Annotated in this window: 10 protein-coding genes; 6 read left to right on the forward strand and 4 right to left on the reverse strand. The window is 43.4% G+C overall.

Going from position 1 to position 13,605, the window contains the following annotated elements; translation table 11 throughout:
• Nucleotides 1–399 precede the first annotated feature (399 nt).
• Nucleotides 400–1,257 (reverse strand): glutathione-dependent disulfide-bond oxidoreductase, encoded by an 858-nt coding sequence (yghU, locus tag AB4180_RS21420; RefSeq protein WP_102250592.1) that lies wholly within the window; start codon nt 1,255–1,257, stop codon nt 400–402.
• Between the two features lie 275 nt (nt 1,258–1,532).
• Here yghU and AB4180_RS21425 point away from each other — a divergent pair, with 275 nt between their 5' ends.
• On the forward strand, nt 1,533–1,877 hold the full coding sequence (locus AB4180_RS21425) for a YajD family HNH nuclease (RefSeq protein WP_004730279.1): 345 nt from the start codon (nt 1,533–1,535) through the stop codon (nt 1,875–1,877).
• 179 nt (nt 1,878–2,056) lie between these two features.
• On the opposite strand, the gene AB4180_RS21430 is transcribed toward AB4180_RS21425, so the two are convergent.
• Complete coding sequence (locus AB4180_RS21430) at nt 2,057–2,437, reverse strand: hypothetical protein (RefSeq protein ID WP_012600906.1); 381 nt, start codon at nt 2,435–2,437, stop codon at nt 2,057–2,059.
• Between the two features lie 595 nt (nt 2,438–3,032).
• Between AB4180_RS21430 and AB4180_RS21435 the strand changes: the two genes are divergently transcribed.
• From AB4180_RS21435 to AB4180_RS21445, 3 genes are all read left to right on the forward strand, one after another.
• Entirely contained in the window at nt 3,033–4,271 is a 1,239-nt protein-coding gene (locus AB4180_RS21435; protein WP_009844864.1) for an OFA family MFS transporter, read from the forward strand.
• Nucleotides 4,272–4,327: 56 nt separating this feature from the next.
• Entirely contained in the window at nt 4,328–5,992 is a 1,665-nt protein-coding gene (locus AB4180_RS21440; protein ID WP_102250593.1) for a VRR-NUC domain-containing protein, read from the forward strand.
• Nucleotides 5,993–6,153: 161 nt separating this feature from the next.
• A complete protein-coding gene (locus AB4180_RS21445; RefSeq protein ID WP_102250594.1) occupies nt 6,154–8,508 on the forward strand; it encodes a fatty acid cis/trans isomerase in 2,355 nt (784 codons plus the stop codon).
• Nucleotides 8,509–8,767: 259 nt separating this feature from the next.
• Here the strand turns inward: AB4180_RS21445 and torS are convergent, their stop codons facing one another.
• Nucleotides 8,768–11,800, reverse strand: coding sequence for a TMAO reductase system sensor histidine kinase/response regulator TorS (torS, locus tag AB4180_RS21450; RefSeq protein WP_102250595.1), 3,033 nt, complete (start codon nt 11,798–11,800; stop codon nt 8,768–8,770).
• Nucleotides 11,801–11,864: 64 nt separating this feature from the next.
• Complete coding sequence (locus AB4180_RS21455) at nt 11,865–12,029, reverse strand: hypothetical protein (RefSeq protein ID WP_231847902.1); 165 nt, start codon at nt 12,027–12,029, stop codon at nt 11,865–11,867.
• On the opposite strand from AB4180_RS21455, the gene torT reads away from it, so the two are divergent.
• Entirely contained in the window at nt 11,974–12,921 is a 948-nt protein-coding gene (torT, locus tag AB4180_RS21460) for a TMAO reductase system periplasmic protein TorT (protein WP_231847903.1), read from the forward strand. The genes AB4180_RS21455 and torT overlap by 56 nt on opposite strands.
• 60 nt (nt 12,922–12,981) lie before the next feature.
• Nucleotides 12,982–13,437: a methylglyoxal synthase gene (locus AB4180_RS21465; RefSeq protein WP_009844869.1), complete on the forward strand. Its 456-nt coding sequence runs from the start codon at nt 12,982–12,984 to the stop codon at nt 13,435–13,437.
• Nucleotides 13,438–13,605: the final 168 nt, after the last annotated feature.

Genomic DNA, 13,605 nt, shown 5'->3' on the forward strand with positions numbered 1-13,605 from the left:
TCCGTTGGTGGAATGATGTCCGCTGGAGGCAATGTGTCAGGGGTGCCACCATAGGTTCGTGAATCGTCATTACATCCTGAAAGAGCCGTGGATATGATAGCCAGCGCAATTATGTTTTTTTTCATTGAGCGATGTTAATCGTAGTTTAAAATGGACCGCTATCTTATCGATTTACTCAACCTCGATGACTATTGTTTTTTGTCTTAACGATAAAAGCACCCACCAATAAGCAATTGAATTTTAAATAAAAAACAAATTTGAGATCCTTATTCCAACTGAGAAACATTCCAGTACCTAATACAAAAAAATGCCATACCTCGTTAGAGATACAGCATTTCAATTAGCCATTAACATTAAGACCGATAGGGTATATCTGCCCAAAAACACGTTCCAAAAAAACTAAGGCTTAAGCTTTAAAACTCGGTCAATGTCTTCTGCAGAATGGCGCTCGGGGACTTGCTCCCACTCTTCACCGAATGAACGGTTCACTACTCGACCTCGTTGGAAACCTTCGCGCGCTTCTAGTTGCTTCGCCCAGCGTACTACGTTGGCGTAAGACTCAACTTGAAGGAATTCAGCGGCATCATATGTTTTACCTAGTACAAGGTTGCCATACCAAGGCCAAATCGCGATATCTGCGACACTAAGCTCTTCGCCTGCCACATACGTGTTATTCGCTAACTGTTTGTCTAATACATCTAGTTGACGCTTCACTTCCATCGCAAAACGGTTAATTGGGTATTCTTGCTTTTCATCGGCGTAAGCGTAGAAGTGACCAAAGCCACCACCTAGGAATGGTGCTGAACCTTGAGCCCAGAACAACCAATTAATGGTTTGTGTTCTCGCTGCCCCTTCTTTTGGCAAGAAGTGACCAAACTTTTCAGCTAAGTGCATCAAGATAGATGCCGATTCGAAAACATTCACTTCTTCAGCACCAGACTTATCAACGAGTGCAGGTATTTTGGAATTTGGATTAACCCTCACAAAACCAGAAGAGAACTGTTCAGCTTCACCAATGTTAATCAAATACGCATCATATTCAGCTTCTTTAACACCTGCCGCTAACAACTCTTCCAGCAAGATAGTGACTTTTTGACCGTTAGGTGTACCAAGAGAATACAATTGAAAAGCATGGTCACCAACAGGAAGCTCTTTATCAAAGCGAGCGCCAGATTCAGGACTATTGATATTTGCCCACTTGTTACCACCATCAGTATCGTTAACCCAAACTTTTGGCGGTGTGTATTGTTCTGACATGATATTTCCTTATTAATATAGGTTAGCTTTAACTGATATTAGGTCACGCTCCCTTGGTTAAAACCCCTAAATACAATTTCTTTTCAAACTGTTAAGCATGGCTTATTCCAGAAAGAAATAACCTGCTTTATGAGATAGCACACGTAAAAGATAAGTGTCCAATCAAACCTAAGCCACATAACGGTTAGTACGAAACATGATTTAGTCACGACATGCCTACAGGTTAAAGAAAGCTGTGATAAAATCGGGAGATTACAATTGATAAGGATTTGGCAATGTCTTCTGATTACACTGGCTCGAGTGCAGCGTACGCTCGCCAAGAGAAAGGCTACCGTGAAAAAGCACTGAAACTGTACCCATGGGTTTGTGGTAAGTGCGCGCGTGAATTTGTTTACTCGAACTTAAGAGAGCTGACCGTTCACCACGTCGATCACGACCATACAAACAACCCTGAAGACGGAAGTAACTGGGAACTATTGTGCCTTTACTGTCACGATCATGAACACTCAAAATACACGGATCATGACCGTTATGGCGTTGATGCCAAGGCTCGTTTAGACGACCACCAATCAGCGACCCACAACCCTTTTGCCGATCTAGCGAAGTTGATGAAGAAGTAACACGCATTAAGAACTGTCTTTGCTAAATGATAGCGGCTAGATAATAGATAAATAACAAGAAACCCCAGTATGTCACCACACTGGGGTTTCTTTTATCTGCCGTCATAACCAAAAATAGAGTTCAGGTAGGCAAGACCAAAAAGAGCCTTCCGAAGAAGGCTCTTTTTTAGAATTCTGAATTATACAGCGGCTTGTTTGCGAGACTCTTCTACCTGCTTAGCGCGCTTTTTAAGCGTCAACTTATCGCGGTATGCAAACCAAACGTAAGTCACTACGACCAAGAAGAAAAGGTATGACAATGAGAAAATGAATGGCGATTGAATGATATCGTTTGAGATACCCCAAGAAACACCGATAACGGTCACTGCAATTTTTGCAAAAAAACCACACATCAATAGCATTAATGCCAACTGTGGGAAACGCGTGCTACGGAATGCCAGCCAGTAACAACTACCAACTGCTAATGCCGCAATATAGAAGCCGAATAGGAAAGAGTGAATATGGTCAGCTGCCGCTACACCACCAGAAATTGACATCAATAAAATTAAAAACAGTTTCATAATACTCGCCTCACCATAGGTTGGAAACGCATCCTTTCAAATTTGGAATCTCAGTTTGCGTACTATTTTCCCACTTTTTTTGTTCAACACAACCCCTCAAGTTGAACAAAATGTAAGCAAAGGTGCTAACAAAAACCCAAGTTAACAATCATTTAACATACTATTTTTAATAAACCTCCGTTAACCCTTGTCTCATATGAATAAAGCGTCATTTCGATTTATTTTGTTACACAAAATTAACCTTGGAAAATATTTAAAATAATTCGTAACTCTGTGATATCCGCACGGGATACGTGGACAATCTGAAATGTGTATCGAAGAATCCCTTAAAAAATAAGCCCGCCACGCTAAAAAGAACAAAATAGAAAGGTATTGAACACAACTTACAAACCAACAAAAAAACAACTCATTAACAATTTTGAGTTTATTTACCAAAAATGGAAAAAGAGATTCCAATCACATTTTTATTGGTTATAATCCGCGCTCTTTTGCCTTGTCTGTTGATAAACGCAAACTAATTTTGAAGAAACAATCACAATAACCCGTCTTTAGTTAAGTGGCTCACCACTGACCAACGACAAAACTGAGAATAAAAATGAGCAAGATTGATAAAGCATCACGTATCCTGCTAGCAGGCTTCTGTATCAACCTTTGTCTTGGCATCCTGTATGCTTGGAGTGTATTTAACAAGGCGCTAGTGACTGAAGCTGGTTGGAGTGCTGCTGAAGCATCTTCACCTTACGCTATTGCAACTATCACATTCTCTGTTTGTCTTCTTGTTGCAGGCATCCTACAAGACCGTATGGGTCCACGTAAGATCCTTATTCTTGGTACAGCGCTTACTGGCCTAGGTATGATTGCTTCTGGTTTCGCTACGACTCCTATGATGCTAAACCTAACGTTTGGCGTGATGACAGGTGCTGGTATCGGCTTCGGTTACGCATGTCTTTCTCCATCAGCAATGAAATGGTTCCACTCTTCTAAGAAAGGTATGGTTAACGGTCTAATCGCTGCAGGCTTCGGTCTTGCTGCTATTTACCTAGCACCACTAACTTCTGCGCTAATCGATAGCATGGGTATCCAAACAAGCTTTATGATTCTTGGTGTTGGTGTACTTGCAATCGCAGTACCTCTAGCGGCAACGATCAACAACCCACCAGCGGATTACACGCCAGCTGAGCCTAAAGTAAAAGAAGGCCAAGCACCTAAAGCGGTTAAGAAGACTGAAGACCTAACGTGGAAAGTAATGCTGAAGACTCCTCAGTTCTACTCTCTATGGATCATGTACGCATTTGCAGCTTCTGTTGGTCTTATGATCATCGGTAACATCACTACGATTGCTAGCGTTCAAGCGAACCTACCAAACGCGGTTTACCTAGCGTCTATCCTTGCTGTATTCAACTCAGGCGGCCGTGTTGCTGCGGGTATGCTTGCAGATAAAATCGGCGGCGTACGTACTCTACTTCTAGCGTTCATCCTTCAAGGCGCGAACATGGCTCTATTCGCTACGTTCAACTCTGAATTCACGCTAATCATTGGTACGGCTATCGCAGCTGTTGGTTACGGTACGCTTCTAGCAGTATTCCCAACACTAACTGCTGAATTCTACGGCCTGAAAAACTACGGTACGAACTACGGCGTGCTTTACACGGCATGGGGTATCGGTGGTGCTATCGGTGCTGCGGTTGTTGGTTACTCAATGACGAATGGCGAAGGTTACGGCCTAGCTTACACAATCTCTGCTGCTATGATGGCCGTGTGTATTGTTCTAGCTATCGTGACTAAACCAATCTCAGAAGCGAAAGCAACAGAACTTAAGCAAGCAAGCGCTTAATTCAGTTCTCGATTGATTAAAAATAGAAAGAGCTTAACCTTAGGGTTAGGCTCTTTTTGTATCAAGCGACTAATCCATTGACGATAGAAACCACTCCTCAGCTCTCCCCTACTTATTATCTCGACAACTTCAATCGACTGATTGAACACGCTCAAACACTCTATCCAGATCTGCTGAGTGACGATGAATGCCTTTGGTTGTCTGAATACAAACGTCTTTCAGTCTCAAGCCAGTGTCTAATGATTCGTTTGCTTTCTCGCAAAGGCTGCTGGTTTCGAAGTGATAAGCTCGACTATGCTGAAATTCCAGATCTGAAAAACGCCCTACAAGAGCTAAACACATCGAACTTCATTGCGTTAAGCCACCCTACCGAACAACATAATCTTGTCATTAATGATCTCGAATTAGGATTACATCTACTGACTAAACCAGAACTGTTCAGCGCATTTCCATTTCTTATGAACAATCAGACAGCGAAGAAAGACGAACTCTTGGCTTTGCTCGATCACCAACCTTTTAATAAGTTCCGAAACTTGTCGTTCGATTGTATTTACGTTGTCAAATCTGAAGTCATTGATGTCTTGCTGCTACTGTTCTTTGCCAATACTTATCAAGACCTAAGCCAATTCGTTCTTAGCGATCTTGGACTCAACACCTTCGAAAACTACCCATTAAGTAAACAGCGTCGTTTCTTCACCTCTAGAGAACAGCTCAATCAACTGCTCCAGATACGTGATATTCAACGCTTGTATTCAGAAGGGGACCGCAAAGACGGTGAGTTTCTGGAGCAGATTTTAAACTCGATTCCTGAAGAATCAGAGCACAGAAGCATTGCCAGAAAACGATCGCGTTTGATCAATGATATCGCTCGCGATCTAGAAAGGCTCAACCAAAACGATCAAGCTGTCTTTTGGTTCAAACAATCCGTACTTCCCCCAAGCAGAGAACGACTTGCACGCATCTATGACAAGCAAGATGAGCTAAACTTAATGTGTGACATTGTCACGAAAATGAAAGCGAATCCATCAGATGTATCAGAACTGGAAGTCGCTATTAAGCTTGAAAACAGGCTACTACGGAAACAGGGCCACAAAGTTTCACGAACTATAAAACCGAACTGCAAAGAGATAAAACTGGAATTAGACCTAAGCCAAACGCGAGTTGAACTTGCGGTGAAGCAACACTTGGAAAACCAAGGTTGGGAAGTCTACTTTTCAGAGAACAGTTTTTTATGTGGATTGTTTGGCTTAGCCTTTTGGGAAGTGATTTTCGCAGACGTTGAGAGTGCATTTATTAATCGTTACCAACATCGCCCTCTGGATCTGTACCATTCAAATTTCGTAGACAAACGAGTTGAACAGATCCAGGCTGTGTTTCAAACCATATCCGAGCAAGGACTAAACCAATTGCTTGATATCTACGACCTGAAATACGGTATCGCAAATCCATTCGTTCATTGGAACCATTTCCCTAAAGCACTCATTGAGCACAGTATGGAGGCTATTCCGAACGCCTTAATCGTCAAGCTATTCAAAGTGATATTGAGTGATCTAAAGCTATTTAGAAGTGGGATGCCGGATTTGATTGCCTTCAAGGACGATGAATTTCATTGGATTGAGGTCAAAGGACCCGGCGATAAATTGCAAGACAACCAGTGGCGATGGATCAAAGAGTTCGAGCGATTATCTGTTCCATTCTCGGTTTGCTACGTCAATCATTAGATAGTTGCCTAGCTCTAGTCTCTAGTCTCTAGTCTCTAGTCTCTAGTCTCTAGTCTCTAGTAAATAACTTACATCAATATCTTATCTATAAAATAGTCAGAACATGAGCTTTTTCAATCATTTTCGATATAATTAGAGAAAATGCCTAATCTTTAATACGTATGAATTTGAAAAAACTCTTCATTTTAGCTTTTGTTAGCGTCTTCTCAGGTTGTGCCGTCTACGCGGGGTTGAACTTCGATCAGCTCTTTGGTGAACAGCAAGTCCGTGATCGCCAAGCGCCTATTCTTTCATCTCAAGCACAGCATTTCATTGACGAAGTAAAGCCTATCATTGATAGCCGCTGTGTTGTTTGCCACGCTTGTTATGATGCACCTTGCCAGCTAAAAATGTCTTCAGTTGAAGGTATCGACCGAGGGGCGAGTAAGGCACTCGTTTATCAAGGCACCCGTTTAACCGCCTCAGCCCCTACCCGCCTGTTTGAAGACGCGATAACCACACAAGAGTGGCGTGATGCGGATTTTCATCCAGTGCTAAACGAACGTATGCAGAATTCAACGGCTAACCTTGATGCTGGGCTTGTTTCTCGTATGTTGATGCAAAAAGAAAACCACCCTCTTCCAGATCAAACGCAACTTGAAGGCTTCGACTTTTCAACCGATCGCGACCAACAGTGTCCAACCATTGAAGAGTACGCTCAATACGAAAGAGATTACCCGACGTGGGGAATGCCTTATGGCATGCCGAACTTAGATAAAACGGAATACGCGACTTTAATGAGTTGGTTGGAAAACGGCGCGTTAATGAATGACCATATTCCACTGAATGATGCGGAACAAGAGCTCGTTGATATCTACGAGGGCTTTCTCAACAAGAGTGACAATAAAAGCCAGCTTTCAGCACGTTATATCTATGAACATCTGTTTCTATCACACCTCTATTTCTCTGATTTAGCTCAGCCAACACGCTTCTTCACCTTGGTTCGTTCTGCGACGCCTCCTGGTGAAGCGGTTCAACGCATCACGAGTCGTCGACCTTACGACGATCCAAAAGTGGATCGGGTTTATTATCGCCTGATTCCAGAGCAAGGCACCATCGTCCACAAAACACACATGCCTTTCGCATTAAATGAAGAACGCCTGAACAATTGGAACACATGGTTTGTGGATGCTCGTTACGCTGTCAAACAACTTCCTAGCTACGCGATTGACGTCGCGGCGAATCCAATGACTTCGTTTGAAGCTCTTCCGGTGAACTCGCGCTTCCATTTCATGCTGGACAATGCACAAAACACCATCATGGCCTTTATCAAGGGGCCGGTGTGTCGCGGGCAGCTCGCACTCAACGTGATCAATGATAGATTCTGGGTACTATTCATCGATCCTGATAAAGCGGATCTGCCTGAAATTAATCAGTTTTATGCCAACCAGAAGCAAAACCTAAAGCTGCCTAGTGAACTAGAAAGCAACACTGTCTCTGTCACAAACTGGGTGAGCTACGCGAAGCAGCAAGCTCGATACCTTAATGCGAAATCAGACTTCACCAATCAATGGTTTGATAGCGGAGTAAATCTAGACACAGATATCATTTGGGATGGCAATGGCACGAACCCTAATGCCGCGCTTACTATCTTTAGACACTTTGATAGCGCTTCAGTTGTTCAAGGTTTAGTTGGCCCACAACCCAAGACAGCGTGGATTCTTGATTACGCCCTTCTAGAACGTATCCATTACCTTCTCGTTGCTGGTTTTGATGTCTACGGTAACTTCGGCCACCAACTGATTACCCGCATGTTTATGGACTTCTTGCGCCTTGAGGGTGAGAGTAACTTCTTGACCCTTCTTCCAAAAGACGTGCGACACATTGAACACTCAAGTTGGTATGAAAACCAAAGCTCACAGTTGAGCGACTACTTGCAACGTAATATTGCACCTTTTGACCAGCCAACCAACGTGATATACAAAACGACAAATCCTAAGCGTGAACTGCTTAATATGATCAAAGATAAGCTCGCGCCGATCCTCGATAATCGCTTTGATATTGTCGAAACAGGTTTCAGTCGGAAAAACGAAGCTCTGCTCAAACAAGTGAATTTGATTAAGGGAGTTGGTCTGCGTCATGTGCCTCAATTAGTTACGATCATGATTGAAAGCGAGAACGGCGATGAGCAGCTGTTCACCATGATTCACAATAACGCTCACAGCAACATTTCAAGCCTGTTCAATGAAGAGGGTAATCGAGATTACGCCAATGACGACTTAACACTAGTACGTGGGGTTGTAGGTAGCTACCCTGCCGCTTATCTGTCATTAACTGAGCGCGATATACCGACTCTGGTTAAAGCACTGCAAAGCTTGGACACAGAAAAAGATTACGTCGCGTTGCTGGATAAGTTTGCAGTACGACGCAGTTCGCCTGAGTTCTGGCCATTCAGCGACCGAGTTCACCGTTGGTATAAACAAGATCAACCGATTGAGTTTGGTTTATTGGATTACAACCGTTTTGAGAATAGATAGTAAAAATAGATAGCCAGTAAGCGCTAGGCCTTGGTTCTAGCTTTTGAACATTGAGCACATTGCCTCGAGCGTCGGCTATATTGCCTTGAACGTCGGTCATATCACCTTAATCGTCGGCCATATTGCTTGAAATCTTGGTAAGTCTTTCTTAAAGAACCATTGGTACACATGCTATAAAAAATCCTCTGACGAATAGTCGTTCAGAGGATTTTTTATTTGGCTTGCAGATTAGGTATAAGCTTAAAACAGGCTCACATCGTTAAACTGAAACATAGGGCACAAGTGCCTTCAACGAGTCTTTAACTAGTTCCGATAAAGCTTGGTCGTTATCTCGATACTGCAATAATGGTTCTTCGCTTGCTTCAATGCTCTGACACAAGCTGTACAGTGCTGATAGACCCAAACTACCCGCTGATCCTTTAAGTTTGTGCGCCAAGGACTTCACTTCTCGCCCATCATCCGCTTGACTCGCCTCAGCTAATTCATTCAAGGTCAGGTCACTGCTTTCATCAAACAGCGCCACGATCTGTTTCATTTTCTCTAATCCAAGAATCGACAGATCACCCTCTATCACTTTGGAATCAATCAATTTCACCGGAGCACCTCCTCTGTCTCGGGAATCAGTTGTATCATATTTAGCATCAATGGTAGCCGTGTGATTAGCCAATACATCTGCCATCAGTGTGGCGTTCCGTTCATCACTGTTACTCTCAATTACGCGTTTATAGTTTTGTTTGCAAACAGCATCGTTCGGATCAGGCTGTGGTAATAACAGTGCTTTACCATCGAGTTGAGTAACGATGAGCTGAGAAAGAGCCTCTTTCTCCAACGGCTTAGGCAAGAAACCATCGAACCCTGATGCTAAATAGCTTTCGACTTCTTCATTGAATACATGCGCCGACACCGCCACCATAGGGGGTATATTTAGCGGCTCAGCCGTGGACGTTTGTTCTAGAATCGCTTTTAACCGTTGAATCAGCTCTATGCCATCACAATCGGGTAGATTGATGTCTACCAGCGCAATATCAAACGCCTGCTCACTGAATATAGCTCTGGCCTCTTCTCCTGTTGTCGCCATCACAACGTCATGGCCTAGGTTATTCAGAAATCCTTCAGCAACAATGCAGTTAACAGGGTTATCTTCAATCAACAGTACTTTGGCACGGATACAAGCTTCAATAGTCGGTGCTTTCGTTTCAATCTTCTCACCCGCGAACAAAGGTACTGAGAACCAGAATTGGCTCCCTTCACCTTCTTCGGAATGAACACCAATATCACCGTTCATTGCCTGCATGATACTTTTGCTGATCGCTAGCCCTAGCCCAGTGCCGCCAGTTTTATTGCGACCACTACCGGTTTGGGTGAATGCATCAAACAGACAAGCTTGCTCTTTGCTATCAATGCCAACCCCCGTGTCTGACACTTCAAACATCACTCGATTTTCATCTTCTATATCTAAGCTGATAAAGATATCGACTGAGCCTGTTTCAGTAAACTTAATCGCATTGCCAACCAGGTTGTTCAAAATTTGGCTGATTCGTGTTACATCACCACGCCAATAACGTTGTACGTTACTTTCAATATGGAAATCGAAATTAAGTTTCTTCTCAGCAGCACGCCCCTCCATTAGTTGGTAGGTATCTTTAACCATTTGGTAGAGATCAAACGAAGCCGTGCGTATTTCTAAATGCCCCGCTTCTATCTTTGAATAATCAAGCACGTCATTCAAAATGGCGAGAAGATTCTTGCCGCTGCGGTTAATGATATCGGCATAACCCGATTGCAAAGGATCTAGCCCAGTATCTTTAAGTAATCGAGCCGTACCTAACACACCATTCATCGGTGTTCGTATTTCATGGCTCATCGTCGCGAGGAAGGCGGACTTAGCCCGGCTTGCTTGTTCTGCGGCATTACGAGCCTTAGCGTGATTTTCCACCTCGACATTCAACTTCTCATTGGTTTTTTGCAGTTGATAAGTTCGGTCGGTGACCAATTCTTCTAAGTGCTCTTTATGTTCTTCGAGCTCACGTTTCGCCTTCGCTTCTCCAACAGCAACCACTTGTAGCGCCTGTGCCGTGTTTCTCGCTGTAATAATAGCCTCACCCATATGCGCCAGTTCATCATTACCTTTAACCGAGATATCGATATTCAGGCGCCCCTGAGCGATAGACATCAAAGCTGAAGAGTATTCAGTAAGACGTTTAACCACCGAGATATAAACAACTCGCCACACAATAACGGCAACGATAACCAAGCCAATAACCGAAATCACCGACAACGACCATTGAGCTAGATTCAGCGTGCTAGTCAGCTCATCAACCGCTTTTTTGGTACTTAGATTCGAATCGTCGATCAATTGGTTAACCGTTGTATTCAGTTGCGAAAACAGCTCCAGCGTATTTTGCATCAGAAATTCAGATTTTTTGGTGTTCTCATATTGTTCTAACGATATATCGAACACGACTTGGCGTTTTCTTAATTCTTCAAGAAGCTGAGACATCTGCGCTGAACGAGTCGGGTCTTCGACCGCTTTCACACGGCGCGCCATAATTCTTAGATTAGATTCAAACTCAGATTGGATTTGATGAATACGTTCAACGTTAGTGACAGTCTGCGTTTCTTCAATTTGATTAAGCATTTTGTACGCCAACAAATGTAATTCATGCAAGCGTTCAGACAAATCAAGGTCTACCTCAACAAGCGCATCTAAGGCTTGGTAGGCTTTATCAGTTTGCTTGGTTTCTAGTAGATCATAAATGTGTGTAACGTTGGCAACTGCGATGGTGGCCGTGTTCAACACTTGGGTTCGGGTTAGCTGTTCTAGCTCTTCCGCAAGTAGACGCATCTCTTCAACACGAGAAGACAGTTCCTTGTTTAACCAAAGCTTACGTTCAACTGACACGCCCAACTCAGCCAGTGTATTAATAACACTTTGGACATTGTTTTCGAGTTTATTAAGAAGTTGGGAATCAAAGCTGTCGACGCCAAGTTCTTTGATATGCTGAAGAAGCGACTCAAGTTGACCGAACAACATCGTGCCCGCTTCTTTTCTTTCTGCTTCATTTCTCGCATTAGAAAGCGTTTGTACCGACGAAATAATACGGTTACTCAACTCAGATACTTGACGAGCTTCGATCATGGCAGGAAGAGCAGAATCGACGACGTTTCTTTCAGTCTTTGCTACAAAGCTAAAACCAGAAACACCGATCAATGCAGACAATAAAACCAACAGGGCCATCACTAAGAATGAGGCCAGTAGCTTGCGTCCAATACTCGCTGAAGCTAACAACATAAACTCTAAACCTTAAAACGTTCTTCTTTACCCATGCAGAATACGCTATATTTTGCAGTGTTTCTTATCTAAAACCAATAAAACGGCAATTCATGCTATCTAGACCTTTAACTTCAAAAATTCTTCTCTCATTACTAGCATCAGTCACCACTGTAGCAAGTGCTAGTGAGCCTTTGAGCCCAATAAAACCGGCAGAAGCCACATCACAAAAAGAAAAAATTTGTGCCATTTATCCGCACCTAAAAGACTCTTATTGGTTATCGGTTAACTACGGAATGGTCTCAGAAGCAGAAAAGCAACAAGTCGAACTTAGAGTTTTGGAAGCTGGCGGTTACCCCAACGTCGCTAAACAAGCCTCACAACTGGTGCTTTGCACGCAATGGGGGGCTGATGCCATTATTTTAGGCACCGTTTCGCCTGACGCTTACCATGAGAACCTGACCAACTGGGTCGGAGCAACCCCTGTGTTTGCCACAGTCAATGAGTTAACCGTCAATAAAGAGCAACAAAGAGTATTAAAAGGCACGGTCGGTGTCGACTGGTATCAAATGGGCTTCCAAGTCGGAGAGTTTTTGTCGAAAAGACATCCAAAAGGGTCAGGAGAAACACCTATCGCCCTACTACTTGGCCCACAAGCAAGCGGTGGCACTAAACCTGTGGCACTCGGGTTTTATGATGCAATCAAATCGAGCGATATCAAAATCGCGATCAGCTATTGGGCAGACAACGATAAAGAACTGCAAAGAAACTTGGTACAACAAGTCATCGAACAACCGGATATTCAATATATAGTCGGAAGTGCAGTCGCGATTGAAGCTGCGATAAGTGAACTAAGAGCTGCGGGTAAAACCAAAGAGATTGGGTTAATTTCAAGTTACTTAAGTCACGGAATCTACCGCGGTTTGCTTCGTAACAAGGTGCTTTTTGCACCAACAGATAAAATGGTTGAACAAGGTCGCTTGTCGGTAAAGCAAGCCACCCATTACTTGCGTGGTCAACCTTATGAAAAACATAGCGCACCCATGATTGAGGCACTGACACCCGCAACACTCAAAGATCAAATTATCGCTGACTCATTGTCACCTTCTGAGTTTCGCCCGGTATTCAGTGTGAATCCTTAGTGCTATATTGACTAAAGAACTCAAAACAATAAAAACGAATCAATCATTTAGGGAACATCCATGCAAAAAACGACGCGTACTATGCCAACGCATAAGAACATCGCTTTGGTCGCTCATGACCATTTCAAACCTGAGCTATTAAGATGGGTCAAAGAGAACAAAGAAAAACTACAAAAGCACTTCCTTTATGCAACGGGCACGACAGGTTCTCTACTCAGTAAAGAAACAGGCTTAGCGATTAAGAGTATGATCAGTGGCCCAATGGGCGGTGACCAACAACTTGGTGCGCTTATCTCTGAAGGCAAGATCGATATGATGATTTTCTTCTGGGATCCATTAAATGCCGTACCACACGACCCGGACGTAAAAGCACTGCTTCGTATCGCAAGTGTTTGGAACATCCCTGTAGCAACCAACCGCGCTACCGCTAACTTCCTGTTTAACTCTTCACTGCTTGAAGAAGAAGTGATCATTGAGATCCCAGACTACGAAGCATACTTGGCAGAGCGCACATAATCACACGTTAAATTAGCCCTTTACTAGGGCGTGTTGATCTTTCGAGCTGATTTTTGCAGCGAATTGCTGGGGATTTCTACAAGGCAGAGGCTTTGATGTGTAGCTAGCCTACATGAGAAGCCGATAACGTAGTAGAAATGGCCAGCAAACGCTGCCCGAAGGGTTCGA

The sequence above is a fragment of the Vibrio sp. 10N.286.49.C3 genome (genome assembly GCF_041469545.1).
Taxonomy (GTDB): Bacteria; Pseudomonadota; Gammaproteobacteria; order Enterobacterales; family Vibrionaceae; genus Vibrio; species Vibrio tasmaniensis_A.